The organism is Polynucleobacter brandtiae (assembly GCF_002797575.1).
GTDB classification, from domain to species: domain Bacteria; phylum Pseudomonadota; class Gammaproteobacteria; order Burkholderiales; family Burkholderiaceae; genus Polynucleobacter; species Polynucleobacter brandtiae.
Genome location: NZ_PGTX01000001.1, coordinates 574117 through 592105, shown reverse-complemented (window position 1 = coordinate 592105; position 17989 = coordinate 574117). Strand labels below are relative to the sequence as shown.

The window sequence follows — 17989 nt, the reverse complement described above, 5'->3', positions numbered from 1 at the left end:
TTTCTATTCTAGCTATTATTAGGGCATGTTTACATACTCATCAAATCAGTTTCAAGAAATTATTAATTTCATGCTCAAAGAGGCCAAAAGAAGGGGTGCCTCGGATGCGGTAGCAGAGATTTCTGAGGGGCAGGGTCTCTCGGTCACCGTTCGTAAGGGAGAGGTTGAAACCATTGAGCAGAGCTTGGATAAGCAGGTCGGCGTGACTGTCTTTTTGGGGCATCGCCGGGGTAATGCAAGCACAAGTGATTTTTCTCAAGCTTCGTTACGAGCAACGGTCGAGGCTGCATACCATATAGCCCAACATACGGCAGAAGATGTTTGCGCTGGCCCCGCTGAAAAATCATTATTGGAAAAGCATCCACTGGACTTGGATTTATTTCATCCATGGGATCTTGATTCAGCTACGGCCATTGAGATCGCTCGCGTTTCTGAGGGTGCTGCTTTTGCAGTCAGCAAACAAATTAAAAACAGTGATGGCGCCTCAGTGTCTGCTCATCATGCGCATTTTATGATGGGAACCAGTAATGGGTTTATGGGTGGATATCCATTCTCGAGGCACTATATCTCTTGCGCCCCTATTGCTAATGAGGCCGGTAAAAGATCACGTATGCAAAGGGATGACTGGTATTCCAGCTCCCGCATTCCTAAGGAGCTCGCAGATCCTGCTTCGATTGGTATTTATGCCGCAAAACGGGCTCTTTCACGGCTGCATGCCAGATCATTATCTACCCGTCGCTGCCCAGTTATTTTTGAAGCACCATTAGCTGCAGGTATATTGGGCGGCCTTGTGCAGGCTGTTTCAGGTGGAGCCTTGTATCGTCGCTCCAGCTTCTTACTCGATAGCCTAGGTAAACAAGTGCTGCCAAAGCATATTAGCCTTCATGAGAACCCACATTTCAAGGCCATGACAGGAAGCTCACCATTTGATGAGGAGGGTGTCAAGACCTCCGCTCGTACGGTAGTGGATAGAGGCATTTTGCAGGGCTACTTCTTATCTACGTATTCTGCTCGAAAGTTGGGTATGGAAACTACAGGAAATGCCGGCGGCTCTCATCATCTCACCTTGCAAAGCCGTAAGACTCCGAAGGGTGGCTTACCAGCGCTATTAAAAGAGATGGGTACTGGTTTGTTGGTCACGGAGCTCATGGGTCAAGGGGTCAACTATGTCACTGGTGACTACTCTCGAGGTGCATTTGGCTATTGGGTTGAGAATGGCGAGATACAGTTTCCTGTGGAAGAGGTCACCATTGCTGGTAACTTACGAGACATGCTGTTAGATATTCAGGCTATTGGCAGCGATACGCTAATCAGGGGCACGAAAGAAACCGGCTCTATTTTGATTGGCTCGATGACGATCGGCGGAAAATAAATCATCGGGATTAAAAAATAAATACAGTATTAACTAGGGGGTAGAAGATGCAAAGACGTTCCTTTTTAAAGAAAGCCACTTTAGGTGCGGGCGCAGCTGCAGCGACATTATCTGCACCAGGTATTGCACAAGGCCTGCCAACCCTCAATTGGCGTTTAGTTTCTAGCTTCCCTAAATCCTTAGACACCTTATTTGGTACGCCAGAGGTGTTTGCTGCGGCACTGAGAAAAGCTACTGATGGAAAATTTAACGTCAAGATATTTGCAGCTGGCGAAGTGGTGCCAGCATTGCAAGTATTAGATGCCGTACAAAACGGCACTGTTGAATGTGGCCACACTGCGAGCTATTACTATATTGGAAAAAATAGCGCCTTTATTTTTGACACGGCCGCACCCTTTGGAATGACTGCACGGCAACAGTCTGCCTGGATGCTGCATGGTAATGGCATGAAGTTAATGCGCGAACTATATGCGAGTTACAACATCGTAAATTTTCTGGGTGGTCAAACGGGCACTCAGATGGGCGGTTGGTTTCGTAAAGAAATTAAATCTCTTGAGGATTTAAAGGGACTTAAATTTCGTATTGCAGGTTTTGCAGGTCAAGTACTTGCCAAGCTGGGAGTGGTTCCACAGCAGCTACCTGCTGGAGAAATTTATTCAGCCCTAGAAAAAGGCACGATTGATGCTGCTGAATTTGTCGGTCCATATGATGATGAGAAGTTAGGCTTGGCTAAGGTTGCAAAGAATTACTATTACCCCGCCTTTTGGGAGGGTGCTGCCGGCCTATCATTTCTAGTGAATAAGAAGCAGTGGGATACCTTGCCGCCTTCATATCAAGCTGCCTGGGAGGCTGCCTGTTTTCAGGCGCATACAGATATGTGTGCCAAGTATGACGCCCTCAACCCCCCAGCTTTACAGCGCCTCATTCAAAGTGGTGCGGTATTACGGAAATTTAATAACACCATCTTGGATGCGTGCTTTAAAGCTTCTCAGGAAACCTATGCAGAAGAGGCGATTAAAAACCCTCAGTTTAAGAAAATATTCGACGACTATCGTGTGTTCAGAAACATGGAGGCTCAGTGGTTCAACGTAGCCGAACAAGCTTTTGCCCAGTACAGCTTTACTAAAAAGCTTTAAAGAGCCTCTAACTGCTATTTATTTTCGATCAAGCGTAATAAAACTAAAGGTCATTTCTCCCTCGGAGGCGGGGATGCGCTCGACCTCCGTCCATTCGGATACATTCGGTATCGCAAAGAAAGTATCGCCACCGTCTACATTAATATCAATTTCAGTAATGTAAAGGCGATCCGCTTTTGGGAATGCTTGAGTAAATAGTTGTTCGCCGCCGATTACAAATACGCGCGCAAATTCGCTCAGGCCATTAAGTGCTTCATCTAGTGAATGGACTACCTCAGCACCCGTCAATTGCAAGTCTAGATTACGACTAACAACGACATTGCGACGACCCGGAAGAGGGCGGCCAATGGACTCCCAGGTTTTGCGACCCATAATAACTGGGTGACCCATGGTTACTTTTTTAAAGAACTGTAGGTCCGCGGAGATTTTCCAGGGCATTTGATTATCTCGGCCAATGACGTGGTTGCGGGAGCGGGCGACAATCATAGAGATGGCTGGTTGAGTCATATTATTTTTTTCTTAAATAGCTACAGGCGCTTTGATAGCTGGGTGACATTCATATCCGACGATTTCAAAATCTTCGAACTCATAATCAAAAATAGAATCTGGTTTTCGTAATATTTTGAGCTTAGGTAGTGGGAAAAAATCCCTTGATAACTGCAAATCTACCTGCTCTAAGTGGTTACTGTAAAGATGGCAATCGCCCCCGGTCCATACAAAGTCACCGACTTCAAGATTACACTGTTGCGCCATCATATGGGTTAGTAAAGCATAGCTTGCAATGTTGAATGGCACACCTAAAAAGATATCGGCACTCCGTTGATAGAGTTGGCAAGACAGCTTGCCATTGGCAACATAAAATTGAAAAAATGCATGGCAGGGGGCCAGGGCCATGCGAGGAATATCAGCTACATTCCAGGCGGATACAATAATGCGACGAGAATCCGGATTTTTTTTGAGTGTCTCTACAACTTCTGCAATTTGGTCAATATGTTTTCCGTCAGGCGCAGGCCAAGAACGCCATTGATAGCCATAAATAGGACCTAGATCCCCATCAAGAGCAGCCCATTCATTCCAAATAGAGACGCCACGCTCTTTGAGCCAGTTGTTATCAGTACTCCCTTTGAGAAACCAGAGTAATTCAAGAATGATGGATTTGAGATGCAGTTTTTTGGTGGTGACCATCGGAAAGCCCTCGGCCAAATTAAAGCGCATCTGGTGACCAAAGACGGAGATAGTGCCTGTGCCGGTTCTGTCTGCTTTTGGGACACCCTTGGAGAGGACTTCCTTCATGAGATCGTGATATTGATGCATAAGGTTCTTTTGTTAAATCAGGTAGTAATAAGAAGTGCTTACCCGAAAGTAGGAGGGCTCACCCCAAGGGCTTTGTGGAGCTTTGGCGAGGTAGTGGTGTATTGCAATTGGATTAGTTTCTCGGGGGCTAGGTAGGCTGCTGCCGCAAAAGCAGCTAAGGCTGCCTCATGAAAGCCTGAGAGGATCAATTTCTTTTTCCCGGGGTAAATATTAATATCACCCACGGCATAGATACCAGCAGTGCTAGTTTGAAAAGTCGCCGTATCTACTGCAATTTGTTTTCGATCAATATCCAATCCCCATTGGGCAATAGGGCCTAGCTTTGGGGATAGACCATAAAAAAGCAAAAGAGAATCAAGCTCAATTGCATGAATTTCACCATCGATACCCGTCACGGAAATTTCAGTTAAGAAGCCATCCACGGATTCATAACTCGTGATTTGGCCAATCTCTAACTGAATGAGTTGCTCAGCACAAAGTTCACGCAGCTTAGCAACCGATTGGGGGGCTGCTTTGAACTCGTCGCGACGATGAATTAAGGTAATGCTCTTTGCCTTACCTAAAAAATATAAGGCCCAATCCAAGGCTGAATCACCGCCACCACAGATCACTATTTTTTTTCCAGAAAACTGTTCAGGATCTTGTACTTTATAAAAAACCTGCTTATTTACAAAATGCTCAATACCATCAAGATTGAGGGTGCGGGGCTGAAACGCACCGACACCGGCTGCAACAAAAACAGTTTTACTCAAAAACTGTTGGTCTTGAGATGTCACAATCTTAAATCGGCCATCTGTTTGTTGTTCAAGAGTAGAGACCTCTTGATTTAAATGAAACTGTGGTTTGAATGGCTCTATTTGTTTTAAGAGATTATTTGTGAGCTCGCGACCGGTACACACTGGCACAGCTGGAATGTCGTAAATGGGCTTATCTGGATAGAGCTCCATGCATTGACCACCCACCTGGGGTAGAGAGTCGATGACGTGTGTTTTTATTTCCAACAATCCGAGTTCAAAAACTTGGAAGAGCCCCACTGGACCGGCACCAATGATGACTGCATCGGTTTCAATGGGGGAGTGCAATTTATTTCACCAATTGATCAAGTTTATTTTTGACATCTTTCCATTCGTCCGCATCCGGTAACCCAGATTTAGATTTGGTAATGGATGTCCATGATGCCGATAAATCAGCGTTGAGCTTAATGAAAGATTGTTGGTCACCGGGCACATCATCTTCGGCATAAATTGCATTGACGGGGCACTCTGGTACGCACACTGCGCAATCGATACACTCATCTGGATCGATGACCAAGAAATTGGGCCCTTCGCGAAAACAATCTACAGGGCAGACGTCTACGCAATCGGTATATTTACAGCGGATGCAGGCTTCAGTAACAACGTAAGTCATGATGGCTCGGATAGGAGGCGCCCAAAATCAATGGACTGCCAAGTTGTAAAACCCAATTTTAGCCGAATCAGCCTATTTTTCAGGCAAAGGGGTCAATTTACTTGAGGTAAAGTCTCGCTATGAACACACAAACCAACACTAGCCTTGCCCATAAACCGAAGATTTTGGTCGCAAGGGCGATTTTCCCAGAGGCGCTAGTCAAATTGGAGGCGTTTTACGAGGTACATTCCAACCAGTCTGATCAGCTTATGAGCGCTGAAGCCTTGCAAAAAGCCCTTTCTGATGTTCAGGGAGCCTTAGTTACGGGAAGCGAGCGTATTGATGCCTCAGCTCTAGCATTGGCCAAGGACCTCAAGGTGGTCGCTAATATTTCAGTTGGGTACAACAATTTTGATATTCCCGCTATGAATGCTGCCGGGGTAATGGCAACGAATACCCCCGACGTTCTTACGGATACAACCGCAGACTTCGGTTTCGCTTTATTGATGGCTACTGCAAGGCGAATTACTGAGTCTGAGCATTGGGTCAGAGCGGGGAAATGGGATCAATGGTCCATTGTGAATAATCCACTGGGGATGGATTTGCATAATAGTACTGTAGGCATTATTGGTATGGGCCGTATCGGGCAGGGCATTGCAAAACGTGCGCTCGGTTTTGGTATGAAAGTGATTTATCACAACCGTAGTCAATTATCTGCAGAGGATGAAAAAGCCTGCGGTGCAAGTTACGTTGCAAAAGAATCGTTGCTACAGAATGCGGATCACGTTGTGTTGGTATTGCCTTATACCGCACAGAATCACCATACCATTGGCGCTGCAGAAATTGCGCTAATGAAGCCTACTGCAACCTTGGTGAATATTGCCCGTGGCGGTATTGTGGATGATTCGGCTCTAGCACAGGCGCTGCAAGCTGGAAAAATATTTGCCGCTGGCCTTGATGTATTCGAAGGTGAGCCTCAAGTGCATCCAGAGTTACTGAAGTGCAGCAATATTGTTTTAGCCCCGCACATTGCCAGCGCTACAGAAAAAACACGCAGAGCAATGGTTGATCTTGCAATTGAAAACTTGCAAGCGGCGCTAGATGGGAAAGAACCACCTAGCTTAATTAATACTGAAGTATTTTCTAAAGCTTAGTCTGATTCAATTTCTTCTGGTAGTTCGCGGATAGCCAATTCAATACCACCGAATTTCCCCGCAACCCAGTTATATACTTTGCAGGCAATCCACAGCAAAGCAAAGCCAAGGACAGCGTTCAAAATTAAAGCTGACAGCACAGTAAATCCAGGAATTGAACCATCACGGATGAAGGCTACAAAAAGAGCGAGTATCACTATGGGTGCCGAGAAGCAGAGATAGACTAACACCAGTGTTTTGGCGGTGTGCATTGGGTCTACGTAGACAAGTTCTTTTTTAGTGAGTTTCATAATGGGGCAATCTTAAAGCAGTCCGTCAAAAAGCGCTACATCTACCCAGTCTCCGCTAGCTACATTGCCCTGATCGTGATGCAGAATGACAAAACAATTCGCCTCACTCATCGAGCGCAAAATGCCCGCACCCTGGCTGCCGGTCAGTCTGACAGTAGGTTTGCCATCCAAGCTGCGTTCTAAAATGCCTCGCTGAAATTCTGTACGACCAGGTCTTTTCCGAATTGGCGCCTCAGCCATCGCCTGCATTAGTGGGGGCTCAGTCTGACTTGCGCCATTTAGTTGCAATAGGGCAGAGCGGACAAACTGATAGAAAGTCACCATGACTGCAACGGGATTGCCAGGCAGGCCAAAGAAGAGAATCTTTCGGTCAGTAGTTTTTGCGCCAACCGACTTTAGTGTTCCAAAAGCCATGGGTCGACCTGGACGCATGGCAATCTTCCAAAATCCAACATCTCCTAACTCTTGCATGATTTGCTTGGTGTAGTCGGCCTCTCCAACGGAAACGCCGCCCGATGAAATTAGTACATCTGCCTTTGTGGCAGCCTCAGAAAAAGCAGTCCTCAGGGCACTGGGGTCATCACGCACAATGCCGCAATCGATGATCTCAATATTTAATCTATTGAGCAGGCCGGTAAGACTATAGCGGTTACTGTCATAAATACTTCCGACATCAAGGGGTTGCCCTAGCGGGCGCAGCTCATCACCGGAGGATAGGATGGCGACCCTAAGCTTGCGATGAACTACGAGGCTGTCAATCCCTAAGGATGCTGCTAGCCCTATATCAGATGGCCGTAATAAGCGACCTGCCAAAATCGCAGGCTTACCACTTTGTAAATCCTCGCCACGCAAGCGTCGGTTTTCTCCGCACCTGACTTGATTTTGCTTAAAAGTCACGAGCACATCGCTCGCAGTATTGGTGGTATCAGTGAGCTCTTGTGGAATGACGGTATCGCAACCCTGGGGCATTAGGCCACCTGTCATTATTTTTATACATTCACCTTGGCCGATACTCCCAATAAAGGGTTTGCCAGCATAAGCCGTACCGACCACTTTGAGCGTGATGTCCTGGCTATCATCGCCCAGACAATTGCCATTAAAGGCAAAGCCATCCATGGCGGAGTTATCGGCTGCAGGCACATCTATTGGCGAGAGTAAATCTACTGCCAAAATACGATTCATTGCCTGATCCAAAAGAACGGATTGGGTTGCCGTTAAATCGGAACCCACTAAGGACTCTTGAAGTAGCTCGGTTACCAATCCGGCAATCGCTTTACGGGCCTCATCGACGTGCAATGAGTCAGTTAACAAAATAGCATTATTTGGTGATGCAGGGCTTGCGTTGCTCATGAGGATATTTTTTCTAATGCATCGAGCTCTTGGGGTGTGTTGACGTTAGCAAAAGCGTGAGGCGCATTAAATACAACGGTTCCGCTGAAGACCTCTTTAAACCAATGGTCAATTTTGAGATCACCTTTACTCAAAAAATCATTCAGTAAGTGCTCAAGAGTATTACGCATTAAGCAAAATACAGGCTGCGCCCACACCTTACCATTGACCTCCTCTGAAGAGGCATAAACCAAATCTAGATTCTCCGCTTCCAATTTTGTGAGCATTCTCTCTGCAAGATCTAGTGGCAATAACGGGGAGTCACAAGGAGAGGTTAATAGGTACGGTGTTGCACAGTGCTTTAGTCCGATAGAGAAACCTGCCAACGGACCCGAGAAATCTGGAGTTTCATCCATGATGACGGGATAACCATAGTGAGCGTATTTGGTGATGTTGCGATTAGCATTAATGAGAATGGTGTCTACCTGCGGCTTCAGCCGCTCTATAGCAGATTCAATTAATGGTTTGCCACGAAAGGGGATTAAGCCCTTGTCGATACCCCCCATTCTTTGGGCGCGACCACCTGCCAAAATCAATCCAGTAATTTTTTGACTAGACATCGTTAGCCACCAATGTAAGACATTTCGACTTTTCGCGTGCCAGAAAGTTCAGCAGTATGAGATCCCCGAATTTCTGAATAGTGATCCTTGCGTCCTGTCCAGGTAGTCATGACAGCATTCGCGATTTCTAAATCACTTTTACCTGAGCGTAAAAGAGTTTTGAAGTCAAAACCCTCATTAGCGAACAAGCAAAGATATAGCTGACCATCAGTAGAAATCCGAGCACGCGTGCATTCGTGACAAAATGTCTGTGTGACACTTGAGATCAGGCCAATTTCACCAGAACCATCTAAGTAGCGCCAGCGCTGAGCCACCTCACCATAGTAGTTGGCTTGAATGGGTTCAATTGGAAAGACTGCATTAATTCTTGCCACTACTTCTTTTGAGGGAAGAACCTGTGCCATATCCCAGCCATTGGAGCTACCCACATCCATGAACTCTATAAAGCGAAGCGTAATACCGATTCCTTTAAAGTGCCTCGCCATGGCGATAATTTCCTGGTCGTTTGTCCCCTTCTTTACCACCATGTTAACTTTGATGTTCGTAAAGCCGGCTTCTTGGGCTGCGGCAATACCATCCAATACATCCGTTACCGGAAAGTCCACATCGTTCATTTTTTTGAAGATGTCATCATTTAAACCATCAAGACTAATGGTCAAGCGATGCAGTCCAGCAGCCTTAAGCGCAACCGCTTTCTTGCGCAAAATACTGCCGTTGGTAGTGAGCGTTAAATCCAAGGGCAGATCATCCACTGTGCGAATCTTGGCAAGCATTTCTATCAGTACTTCAAGATTTTTTCGAAGTAAAGGTTCGCCGCCAGTAAGTCGAATCTTTTCAACACCAAGCGTCGCAAAGATCGAGCTTAATTTAGCAATCTCTTCAAAGCTGAGAAGCTCATTATGGGAAAGGTAAGGATAGTCTTTATCGAATATCTCTTTAGGCATGCAGTAAGTGCACCGAAAGTTACACCGGTCTGTTACAGAGATGCGTAAGTCGCGTAACTGACGTCCGCGAGTATCTTTTGTGAAGGCATTAGGAGTTTGGAGCTGTCCTGGAATGGATGGCGTCAAACCTTTGCCTTCATCTAATCGAATGGGGATTACTTTTTCAACCATGACTCAATTATGGCTTTGAAATGGGGTTTCTGCCAAACTGTCAGATATCTTTTTGGGACACTCGACAGTTTGGAGAAGTGGGCTTAACCCTTGTTTTCTGGACCAGTCTCTACCATAACCATTGGCGCAGCAGATAAGCTGACTGCTGGCTTAGGCGCTCTGCCGAGCTTGATGGTTTCTGGTTCAACTTGGGTTGAAGCTTGCTTGGCGGTGTCAGTTGAAACCCAAACCATGCCAGCAGATTCAATAACACTTTGCAATGGCTTCTCTTCGAGCGCCTGATAGGCAACCTTCGGAAGTTCAGGCATAGGCTTTACGATCACTTCAAGTGCTGGAGCCGCTACAGCCAATGTAGGCGCCGCAGTATTTGCGGGGCGATTACTTTGGCGTGGAGCACGCGGCTCTCTTGGTGCACGCTGCTTAACTTGAGTTGGCGCAACAATGGCGCTGCTAAAGCTTTGAGCAATGTTTTGAATTGGCATAGAGGAGGATGCGCCACCCATTCCTACAGGCGGACCTGAGAAGGGACTTGGTGCAGCTGCCGTAGTGGCTATCTCGACACTACCTTCTGTACGCTCACCACGTTGACCACGACCGCGACCACGACGATTGCGACCACGACCACGACGTTCTTCGCCGTCTGCGCCTGTAGCAGCATCGGAACTCACTGTTGCTTCTGTTGCTGGCGTTACCGCAGCTTGATTTTCTGGTTTAGGATTATTTTGGTTGCGGTTACCGTTACGGTTGCGTCCGTCTTGACGCCCCCTACCTTCGCGCGGAGCAGTTGTACCCTCGGCACTAGCTACTGCAGTGGCTACTTCGCCATCTGCTGGACGCTCGCTGCGATCATTGCGTTCCCCGCGACGGCCTCGATTGCGATTGCCATTGTTATTGCCATTGCGGTTATTTGGATTGCGACCGCGTGGCGCGCTAGCTGCAGGCTTTACTTCAGGTGCTGGTGACGACGAAAATAGTTTCTTAATAAAGCCAAATAAACCACCGGTACTCTCAGTGGCGATCTTTTCTGTGCGAGCAGGGCGTGGCTGGCTCACTGGAGCTGGCTGATTAGGAGTAATTCCTTTGACAGCAGCTTCAGGGCGAGCTTTGACTTCCGCATCTTTACGGCTCACAGCGGTATCAGTTTCGAGTTCGCGCGCAGCTTCTTCGGCCATGACATAACTAGCCTTTTGATCGTCAAGACGAGGATCATCATGACGTAAGCGCTCTAGTTTGTAATGTGGCGTCTCTAAATGCTTATTAGGAATCATTAAGACGTTCACTTTAAAGCGTGACTCAATCTTGATGACCTCTGCGCGCTTTTCATTTAACAAGAACGCAGCCACTTCAACTGGTACTTGTGTATGAATGGCAGCAGTATTTTCTTTCATTGCCTCTTCTTGAATAATACGAAGCACTTGCAATGCAGAAGATTCTGTATCGCGAATATGACCAGTGCCATTACAGCGTGGGCACGTTACATGACTACCTTCAGAGAGGGCGGGACGTAAACGCTGACGAGACATTTCCATCAGGCCAAACTTAGAGATCTTGCCCATCTGAACACGTGCACGGTCATGACGGAGGGCATCGCGGAGGCGATTCTCAACATCTTTCTGTGCTTTACTCGATTCCATATCGATGAAGTCAATGACAATTAAGCCACCCAAGTCACGCAAACGGGCTTGACGGGCAATTTCATCAGCGGCTTCTAAGTTAGTGCGCGTAGCGGTTTCTTCAATATCGGAGCCGCGGGTAGCGCGCGCGGAGTTGACGTCCACCGAAACCAGGGCTTCAGTATGATCAATGACGATTGCGCCACCAGATGGTAATGGGACCGTACGTGAATACGCAGTTTCAATTTGATGCTCAATTTGAAAGCGTGAGAACAATGGAACATCATCCTGATAGCGCTTTACTCTTGGCAAGTTATCCGGCATCACTACTGACATAAATGCAGCGGCTTGCTCATAGATATCATCTGTATCGATGAGGATCTCACCGATATCGGGTTGGAAATAATCACGGATCGCACGAATCACTAGACTAGATTCGAGATAAATCAATAATGGTGCCGAATTTCCTTTGGCTGCCTCATCAATGGCGCCCCATAACTGCATGAGATAACTTAAGTCCCATTGCAGTTCAGTAGCATCACGACCAATACCGGCGGTACGAGCAATGATGCTCATTCCCTCAGATACTTCTAACTGGGACATTGCTTCACGCAACTCTTGACGGTCTTCGCCCTCAATGCGGCGAGATACGCCACCACCACGGGGGTTATTTGGCATCAACACCAAATAACGACCTGCGAGGGAGACGAAAGAGGTGAGGGCAGCACCTTTTTGGCCGCGCTCTTCTTTTTCTACCTGAACAATAATTTCCTGACCTTCGCGCAAAGCTTCTTTAATAGACGCATTACGAACATCAACACCTTCTTTAAAATAGGTGCGGGCAACTTCTTTAAATGGCAAAAAGCCATGACGCTCTTCGCCGTAATTGACAAAGCAGGCTTCGAGCGAGGGCTCAATGCGAGTGATAACACCTTTGTAAATATTGCCTTTGCGTTGTTCACGACCGGCAGCTTCGATATCAATATCGATGAGTTTTTGACCATCGACGATGGCAACTCGCAACTCTTCTTGTTGAGTTGCATTAAATAACATGCGTTTCATAACACTCTCCTAGTGGGGAGTGCGTCGTTGCGCGCTGCGTTAGGGACAATTTAGATGCCGCTTTGGACTGGGTCCAGTAGCGGTTTTTGAGTGTGGATCAAACAAACCTAGACATACTTTGTCTAGCACACCGAACAAACTGTTATTTACCGGTGCCACACTTGACGATCGCCGCAGAGGCCTCCTTTTGGCCATCAATGCAGGCGCGCGCCTAAAAACTGTCTTCTAATGCGGGTCGCGGCATACGGCACACCAACCCTGCGCCTCATTAAACGGGGGAGGGGCAACCCCGGGAGTCAATTAAGGGCGACTCCAAGCTCCCCGATCTAAATCTGAGTTCAGATTGTGATCCAAGCTGATATAAATTAGCTAGAGCATTGATTATACGGCACAAGTTGAATGACAATGGGGTATTGTTAAGTCCCTCGTCGAGGTGGCGAGAGAGATAAATCATGAAATCCGAACCCATTTCCCACTCTTTAGGGCCTAAACCCCCAGTTTCTTCAGTTTCCCCGACGGCTCCCGCTGTCCACCTTCAGACGATCAGCCCCGAAGAGGCTGGCCAGCGTCTAGATAACTACCTCTTACGCTGGGCTAAAGGCGTACCCAAAAGCCACGTGTATCGGATTATTCGCTCTGGCGAAGTGCGGGTGAATAAAAAAAGGGCGGAGCCAACAACCCGCTTGGTCGAAGGTGATGTTGTCCGTGTTCCACCTGTTCGAATAGCTGAACCCGCCCAAATGGCGATTGTCAATACTGCTCAAACCAAGTCTAGGGCACAGGGCTACTCCGACAAAATGCCGATTTTGTATGAGGATGACGCTTTATTAATTGTTAATAAACCTGCTGGTTTGGCAGTCCACGGCGGATCTGGGATCGCTCTGGGGGTCATCGAGACCTTGCGGATTACTCGTCCTGAACTCAAATTCATTGAGCTAGTACACCGTTTGGACCGAGATACCTCCGGTGTTTTGCTGCTAGCTAAAAAACGCAGTGCTTTGGTGGAGTTGCACCGCCAAATTCGAGAAGGTCAGACTGACAAGCGGTATTACTTATTAGCCCATGGTGAAGTTACTCAGGGAGCAGGGGTGATGCAGCTGAAATACGCTTTGCATAAATACTTACTACCCAACGGGGAGCGTCGCGTCCGTGTTGATCCGGATGGCTTGCCAAGTCACACGGCTTTACGGGTTATTAAAACGCTTCAGCGCGAGAATGCCACCATTACTCTAGCCGAAGCTCAACTCAAAACAGGGCGCACACATCAAATTCGAGTGCACCTACAGAAGTTGGGGCATTCCATCTTAGGTGACGACAAGTATGGTTTTGAGGATCAAGATAAAGTGGTTAAATCAAAGCGCTTGTACCTTCATGCTCACCTCGCTGGTTTTACCCATCCTCGAACGGGAGAAAAGATGCGAATCGAGTCGCCACTTCCTGTGGAATTTGCAGCAATGATGAAGTTATTTGAAGTCGCTAGTGAAAAAAGTGAACCCATTAAAGTAGCCACATGATTGAGAAAACAAAGTCGGAAAGACGTTATGAGCTGATTGTGTGGGATTGGGATGGCACTATCATGGATTCCACGCCAACGATTGTGGAATGTATTCAGCAGTCATGTCGTGATTTGGGCTTTAAGGAGCCTGACGACACCCTGGCAAGCTCGGTCATTGGCTTGGGAATTCATGACTCTTTGAGAAGGGCGGTTCCTTGGATTGAGCCAGCCCACTTTCCTAAACTCACTGAGCGATTCCGTTTTCACTATCTAGCCAAAGATCACGAACTCCATTTATTCTCGGGTATCCGCGAGTTACTGCAGGACCTGCGCGCAGAGGGTTATTTGCTTGGCGTCGCCACTGGCAAATCACGCGTGGGGCTCGATCGATCCTTGGACCATCATCAAATTAGTCATTTATTTCATGAGACTCGTACTGCGGATGAATCATTTTCTAAGCCCCACCCAGGCATGCTCTTGGAATTGTCTGATGTGATGCAGGTACCAACACGGCGAATGTTGATGATTGGCGACACCACCCATGATTTAGATATGGCCGCCAATGCGGGAGTTGATGCAGTCGCTGTAACGTACGGCGCGCACCCACCAAGCATACTTAAAGAATCGGCCTCACTGACCCATGTGGATGATGTGTCGCAACTGACCCGTTGGCTTAAGCAGAATCTCACCGTTAACTAGTTTGTTCAAAAGGAATTATTAGGAATGGATCCAATTCAATCTGACGGCACTAAGCAATCTTGGGAGCGACAAGCCCTTGAGCATTTATTGCTTGAAAACTTAAAAGAGACTCGCAAGGCACGTCGCTGGAAGGCGTTCTTTCGTGCGCTGACCTTGCTGGTTTTTGTGGGCGTTGTTCTTGCGATCTTTGATTTTCGTCTACCTGGGCATGGCATGGGTGCTGAGAAGCACACTGCACTAGTTACTTTAGAGGGTGAGATTGCTGCAAGCTCAATGGCCAATGCTTTGGATATCAATTCCTCTTTGACCTCTGCATTTGAAAATGAAAATAGTGCAGGCGTAGTACTACGTATCAATAGCCCTGGGGGCTCACCAGTTCAGGCGGGAATGATTAATGATGAGATTCATCGTTTACGCAAGCTGTATCCCAATAAGCCGTTTTATGTTGTAGTAGAAGATATTTGTGCTTCTGGTGGTTACTACGTAGCCGTTGCTGGGGATCAAATTTTGGTTGATAAAGCTAGTCTAGTTGGCTCTATTGGCGTCATCATGGAGGGCTTTGGATTTACAGGTCTGATGGATAAGTTGGGCGTGACTCGTCGCATGATCACTGCGGGCTCTAATAAAGGCATGATGGATCCTTTCTCTAAGGAAAATCCTAAGCAAGTGGACATGATCAAAGCAATGATCGATGAGATTCATCAGCAATTTATTGCGGTGGTGAAAGAGGGTAGAGGCGATCGTCTCAAAGAAACCCCCGACATGTTTTCAGGTCGAGTTTGGAATGGTGAGCAGGCGATTAAAGTGGGCTTAGTTGATGGGTATGGCACCGTCGATACGGTAGCTCGCGATGTCTTTAAGGCCCCAGATATTTTGGACTACACCATGAAAGAAAACTTTGCAGAACGAGTTGCTAAAAGATTCGGTGCCGAGGTGGGCGCCTCTGCTGGCAAAGCCTTGTTAAGGGCGCCGGATCTAAGGTAACAAAAAAATAACGGACTGAAATAAACCGAGCTCAGCCCAGTTGGGCTAAGTCAGGTATGGCCTGATCAAATCGATTAGGCCAGCATTAAAAATACTGCTGGCCGGTTTTGCAAGGAAGCACAGGCTGCTTCATTGGGATAACGTCTGCGCCAATCAGTAATCGACAATGTCGCAATCATCTCTGATGGGAGGCTCAGGTCCATACCAAGGCAGAGTAGTGTTTGGGGTGACAAGGCATTGAGGCACGCCATTAGCATGGCCGTGTTGCGATAAGGCGTCTCTATCCAAATTTGGGTCTGCTGTAATTTTCTTGACTCAATTTCCAGCTGCTTGAGTTTGTTAATGCGATCTTGTGCATCGTGAGGAACGTAGCCTTGGAATGCAAAGCGTTGGCCATTTAAGCCGCTAGCCATTAAGCCTAATAGGATGGCGCTGGGACCTATCATTGGCTTAACTTTGGCGCCAAGCTTATGCGCTGCTAAAACTAATTCAGCGCCAGGATCTGCGACTCCTGGAACTCCTGCTTCTGACATCAAGCCCATATCCTTACCAGCCATCAAGGGCTTTAATAAGTCCATGGGCTTGATCGCATCACCATATTTTGCATTACGATCAACTCCACGCCACTCACTCATCTGCATTTCTTGAATTGGGCATGCAAGTGGTGACACCGTGTCTACTGCCTTTAAAAAAGCCCGCGCAGTTTTAGCATTTTCCACAATCCAGTGGGTCAGTTTGGCTGCTTGATTAATCGTTTCGCTTGGAAGTACCCATGGTAATTGCTCTACTCGCGCTTGCTCTCCCAAAGTATTGGGGATTAAAAAAAGAGTACCTAAGCTTATGCCCATTATTTTTTTACCTGTTTTTTGATTCAATGATTTTATGGAATGGAAAAACCAGCATCACGAAGAAGGCCGCTTAAAGCAATGAGGGGTAGGCCAATCAACGCAGTGGGATCATCGCTGCGGATGAATTCAAGTAAAGCGATTCCCATCCCCTCTGATTTTGCGCTACCGGCACAATCATGGGGTTCTTCTGCCCTTAAATAGGCCTCTAGGGTTTGGTCAGGCAAATTGCGGAATTTCACTGCCGTTGGGACATTTAAGCTTGTCTCTAATTCACCATGCATGAGGCAAAGCGCCGTATGAAAGGTTACATTAGCACCCCGCATCAATTGCAGCTGAGCTAACGCCCGCTCAAAGTTTCCAGGCTTACCGATTGCGGCCCCATAAAGATCGGCCACTTGATCAGAGCCAATAACCCAAGCTTGAGGATGATCTTTGCTGACCGCTTTAGCTTTTGCGATTGCAAGCCTTAAGGCCAGTTCTGTGGTGCTTTCATGAGGCAATGGAGTTTCATCAACCTGTGGTGCTATTACGGTAAAAGGGATGCCAAGGCGCGCAAGAAGTTGGTATCGATAGGCTGAGGTCGATGCCAATATCAATTTTTTTTCAGAATTACTCATTACTTCCGGTGCTTTCATTAAGACCATCATTTAGACTCTTACTATGAATCGTAATCAAATTTCACCTCAAGTTAAACTATCTACAGATCCGAGCGCTTTGCGTAGGGTAGATTTTTGTGCTCCTGTGACTTACAAGGGGGCTGGTTTTTTAGAGATATTAACAATGCCACGTTTGCTTGATGAGGCCTCCTCTATTGTGGCGGGGGATGGATTTAATTGGAATATCAGTACGCATTTTGTAGATTCTGCAGTTGCACAGCGATCACAAGTACTTAAGCTGGGCCTAAAAGGGCGAATTCATTTAATCTGCCAACGTTGCCTTCAAGATTGCGCTGTGAACTTGCTGGAAACGCGCCAATTTGTTTTGGTGGCCTCGGAAGAGGAGGCAGACGCCTTTTCCATGGAGGACGATCAACAAGAGCCATTAGTGGCCAGCCAGCATTTTGACCTTTTGGAGCTTTTGGAGGACGAGATACTCCTTTCCCTGCCTTTAATCCCTATTCATACGGATAGTGCCTGTAAGGCGCATGCCTCTTCTTTTGGGGATTCTGGTGAGGAGTCGAGTAAGCCTGGGAAACAAGAAAATCCTTTTAACATATTGAAAAATATGAAGAAAAATTCTTAAAGGGGCATTTTTTGGTGCGGTAGTTACAGACTTTAAGTAGTGAAAATCATAGATTGATTGAAATTTCCATGCTAGAATATCGGCTTGCTTAGGAGTTCAATATGGCCGTCCAACAGAATAAAAAATCCCCATCCAAACGTGGCATGCACCGTGCACACGACTTTTTGACCGCACCTGCTACGGCTGTTGAGGCCACAACAGGTGAGGCACACTTACGCCATCACATCTCACCTAATGGTTACTACCGTGGCCGTAAAGTAGTGAAAACAAAAAACGACTAATTTTTTAGTCTAAAAGATAGAAGCGGCTCCATTTAAAGCCGCTTTTTTC

The 17989-nt window shown here is 47.0% G+C and carries 19 protein-coding genes; 8 read left to right on the top strand and 11 right to left on the bottom strand.

What is annotated here, in order from left to right; all coding sequences use genetic code 11:
- Positions 1 to 25 precede the first annotated feature (25 nt).
- A complete protein-coding gene (pmbA, locus tag B0G85_RS03055; RefSeq protein WP_100378946.1) occupies positions 26 to 1372 on the top strand; it encodes a metalloprotease PmbA in 1347 nt (448 codons plus the stop codon).
- A gap of 47 nt (positions 1373 to 1419) precedes the next feature.
- Positions 1420 to 2508, top strand: coding sequence for a TRAP transporter substrate-binding protein (locus tag B0G85_RS03050; RefSeq protein WP_100378945.1), 1089 nt, complete (start codon positions 1420 to 1422; stop codon positions 2506 to 2508).
- Positions 2509 to 2526: 18 nt separating this feature from the next.
- On the opposite strand, the gene B0G85_RS03045 is transcribed toward B0G85_RS03050, so the two are convergent.
- The 4 genes from B0G85_RS03045 to fdxA are packed head-to-tail and all read right to left on the bottom strand — an operon-like array spanning position 2527 to position 5229.
- A complete protein-coding gene (locus tag B0G85_RS03045) occupies positions 2527 to 3015 on the bottom strand; it encodes a dihydrofolate reductase (RefSeq protein ID WP_100378944.1) in 489 nt (162 codons plus the stop codon).
- Positions 3016 to 3027: 12 nt separating this feature from the next.
- The gene (locus B0G85_RS03040; protein WP_100378943.1) at positions 3028 to 3822 is read right to left on the bottom strand and encodes a thymidylate synthase; all 795 of its coding nucleotides are present in this window, start codon (positions 3820 to 3822) and stop codon (positions 3028 to 3030) included.
- Positions 3823 to 3860: 38 nt separating this feature from the next.
- Complete coding sequence (locus B0G85_RS03035) at positions 3861 to 4904, bottom strand: NAD(P)/FAD-dependent oxidoreductase (RefSeq protein ID WP_100378942.1); 1044 nt, start codon at positions 4902 to 4904, stop codon at positions 3861 to 3863.
- A gap of 1 nt (position 4905) precedes the next feature.
- Positions 4906 to 5229: a ferredoxin FdxA gene (gene fdxA / locus B0G85_RS03030; RefSeq protein ID WP_100378941.1), complete on the bottom strand. Its 324-nt coding sequence runs from the start codon at positions 5227 to 5229 to the stop codon at positions 4906 to 4908.
- A gap of 119 nt (positions 5230 to 5348) precedes the next feature.
- Here fdxA and B0G85_RS03025 point away from each other — a divergent pair, with 119 nt between their 5' ends.
- On the top strand, positions 5349 to 6362 hold the full coding sequence (locus B0G85_RS03025; protein WP_100378940.1) for a 2-hydroxyacid dehydrogenase: 1014 nt from the start codon (positions 5349 to 5351) through the stop codon (positions 6360 to 6362).
- On the opposite strand, the gene B0G85_RS03020 is transcribed toward B0G85_RS03025, so the two are convergent.
- The 5 genes from B0G85_RS03020 to B0G85_RS03000 form a co-directional block, all read right to left on the bottom strand.
- The gene (locus tag B0G85_RS03020) at positions 6359 to 6652 is read right to left on the bottom strand and encodes a hypothetical protein (protein ID WP_100378939.1); all 294 of its coding nucleotides are present in this window, start codon (positions 6650 to 6652) and stop codon (positions 6359 to 6361) included. The genes B0G85_RS03025 and B0G85_RS03020 overlap by 4 nt on opposite strands.
- A 12-nt stretch (positions 6653 to 6664) precedes the next feature.
- A complete protein-coding gene (moeA, locus tag B0G85_RS03015; RefSeq protein WP_100378938.1) occupies positions 6665 to 8002 on the bottom strand; it encodes a molybdopterin molybdotransferase MoeA in 1338 nt (445 codons plus the stop codon).
- Entirely contained in the window at positions 7999 to 8601 is a 603-nt protein-coding gene (gene mobA, locus B0G85_RS03010; protein ID WP_100378937.1) for a molybdenum cofactor guanylyltransferase MobA, read from the bottom strand. The genes moeA and mobA overlap by 4 nt, the downstream gene beginning before the upstream one ends.
- A 2-nt stretch (positions 8602 to 8603) precedes the next feature.
- Positions 8604 to 9716, bottom strand: a complete 1113-nt coding sequence (gene moaA, locus B0G85_RS03005) for a GTP 3',8-cyclase MoaA (protein WP_100378936.1) — start codon at positions 9714 to 9716, stop codon at positions 8604 to 8606.
- Between the two features lie 83 nt (positions 9717 to 9799).
- Positions 9800 to 12391 (bottom strand): Rne/Rng family ribonuclease, encoded by a 2592-nt coding sequence (locus B0G85_RS03000; RefSeq protein ID WP_100378935.1) that lies wholly within the window; start codon positions 12389 to 12391, stop codon positions 9800 to 9802.
- A gap of 452 nt (positions 12392 to 12843) precedes the next feature.
- Between B0G85_RS03000 and B0G85_RS02995 the strand changes: the two genes are divergently transcribed.
- Genes B0G85_RS02995 through sppA form a run of 3 tightly spaced genes read left to right on the top strand, consistent with a single transcriptional unit; the run spans position 12844 to position 15569 of the window.
- Positions 12844 to 13905, top strand: a complete 1062-nt coding sequence (locus tag B0G85_RS02995; RefSeq protein ID WP_100378934.1) for an RluA family pseudouridine synthase — start codon at positions 12844 to 12846, stop codon at positions 13903 to 13905.
- A complete protein-coding gene (locus tag B0G85_RS02990; protein WP_100378933.1) occupies positions 13902 to 14585 on the top strand; it encodes an HAD-IA family hydrolase in 684 nt (227 codons plus the stop codon). Before B0G85_RS02995 ends, B0G85_RS02990 begins: the two co-directional genes overlap by 4 nt.
- Positions 14586 to 14609: 24 nt before the next feature.
- The gene (gene sppA / locus B0G85_RS02985) at positions 14610 to 15569 is read left to right on the top strand and encodes a signal peptide peptidase SppA (protein ID WP_100378932.1); all 960 of its coding nucleotides are present in this window, start codon (positions 14610 to 14612) and stop codon (positions 15567 to 15569) included.
- 74 nt (positions 15570 to 15643) lie between these two features.
- Here the strand turns inward: sppA and B0G85_RS02980 are convergent, their stop codons facing one another.
- Both B0G85_RS02980 and B0G85_RS02975 read right to left on the bottom strand, forming a co-directional pair.
- The gene (locus B0G85_RS02980) at positions 15644 to 16417 is read right to left on the bottom strand and encodes an SAM-dependent methyltransferase (protein WP_100378931.1); all 774 of its coding nucleotides are present in this window, start codon (positions 16415 to 16417) and stop codon (positions 15644 to 15646) included.
- A 32-nt stretch (positions 16418 to 16449) separates the two neighbouring features.
- Complete coding sequence (locus B0G85_RS02975) at positions 16450 to 17064, bottom strand: Maf family nucleotide pyrophosphatase (RefSeq protein ID WP_232725909.1); 615 nt, start codon at positions 17062 to 17064, stop codon at positions 16450 to 16452.
- Between the two features lie 13 nt (positions 17065 to 17077).
- Here B0G85_RS02975 and B0G85_RS02970 point away from each other — a divergent pair, with 13 nt between their 5' ends.
- Both B0G85_RS02970 and rpmF read left to right on the top strand, forming a co-directional pair.
- The gene (locus B0G85_RS02970) at positions 17078 to 17659 is read left to right on the top strand and encodes a YceD family protein (protein ID WP_100378930.1); all 582 of its coding nucleotides are present in this window, start codon (positions 17078 to 17080) and stop codon (positions 17657 to 17659) included.
- Positions 17660 to 17760: 101 nt separating this feature from the next.
- Entirely contained in the window at positions 17761 to 17940 is a 180-nt protein-coding gene (gene rpmF / locus B0G85_RS02965; protein ID WP_011902241.1) for a 50S ribosomal protein L32, read from the top strand.
- Positions 17941 to 17989: the final 49 nt, after the last annotated feature.

What these genes read in the sequence shown, in the direction of transcription:
- pmbA (WP_100378946.1), top strand. Translation starts at nt 26, where the DNA reads ATGTTTACATACTCATCAAATCAGTTTCAAGAAATTATTAATTTCATG.
- B0G85_RS03050 (WP_100378945.1), top strand. Translation starts at nt 1,420, where the DNA reads ATGCAAAGACGTTCCTTTTTAAAGAAAGCCACTTTAGGTGCGGGCGCA.
- B0G85_RS03045 (WP_100378944.1), bottom strand. Translation starts at nt 3,015, where the DNA reads ATGACTCAACCAGCCATCTCTATGATTGTCGCCCGCTCCCGCAACCAC.
- B0G85_RS03040 (WP_100378943.1), bottom strand. Translation starts at nt 3,822, where the DNA reads ATGCATCAATATCACGATCTCATGAAGGAAGTCCTCTCCAAGGGTGTC.
- fdxA (WP_100378941.1), bottom strand. Translation starts at nt 5,229, where the DNA reads ATGACTTACGTTGTTACTGAAGCCTGCATCCGCTGTAAATATACCGAT.
- B0G85_RS03025 (WP_100378940.1), top strand. Translation starts at nt 5,349, where the DNA reads ATGAACACACAAACCAACACTAGCCTTGCCCATAAACCGAAGATTTTG.
- B0G85_RS03020 (WP_100378939.1), bottom strand. Translation starts at nt 6,652, where the DNA reads ATGAAACTCACTAAAAAAGAACTTGTCTACGTAGACCCAATGCACACC.
- moeA (WP_100378938.1), bottom strand. Translation starts at nt 8,002, where the DNA reads ATGAGCAACGCAAGCCCTGCATCACCAAATAATGCTATTTTGTTAACT.
- mobA (WP_100378937.1), bottom strand. Translation starts at nt 8,601, where the DNA reads ATGTCTAGTCAAAAAATTACTGGATTGATTTTGGCAGGTGGTCGCGCC.
- moaA (WP_100378936.1), bottom strand. Translation starts at nt 9,716, where the DNA reads ATGGTTGAAAAAGTAATCCCCATTCGATTAGATGAAGGCAAAGGTTTG.
- B0G85_RS03000 (WP_100378935.1), bottom strand. Translation starts at nt 12,391, where the DNA reads ATGAAACGCATGTTATTTAATGCAACTCAACAAGAAGAGTTGCGAGTT.
- B0G85_RS02995 (WP_100378934.1), top strand. Translation starts at nt 12,844, where the DNA reads ATGAAATCCGAACCCATTTCCCACTCTTTAGGGCCTAAACCCCCAGTT.
- B0G85_RS02990 (WP_100378933.1), top strand. Translation starts at nt 13,902, where the DNA reads ATGATTGAGAAAACAAAGTCGGAAAGACGTTATGAGCTGATTGTGTGG.
- sppA (WP_100378932.1), top strand. Translation starts at nt 14,610, where the DNA reads ATGGATCCAATTCAATCTGACGGCACTAAGCAATCTTGGGAGCGACAA.
- B0G85_RS02980 (WP_100378931.1), bottom strand. Translation starts at nt 16,417, where the DNA reads ATGGGCATAAGCTTAGGTACTCTTTTTTTAATCCCCAATACTTTGGGA.
- B0G85_RS02975 (WP_232725909.1), bottom strand. Translation starts at nt 17,064, where the DNA reads ATGATGGTCTTAATGAAAGCACCGGAAGTAATGAGTAATTCTGAAAAA.
- B0G85_RS02970 (WP_100378930.1), top strand. Translation starts at nt 17,078, where the DNA reads ATGAATCGTAATCAAATTTCACCTCAAGTTAAACTATCTACAGATCCG.
- rpmF (WP_011902241.1), top strand. Translation starts at nt 17,761, where the DNA reads ATGGCCGTCCAACAGAATAAAAAATCCCCATCCAAACGTGGCATGCAC.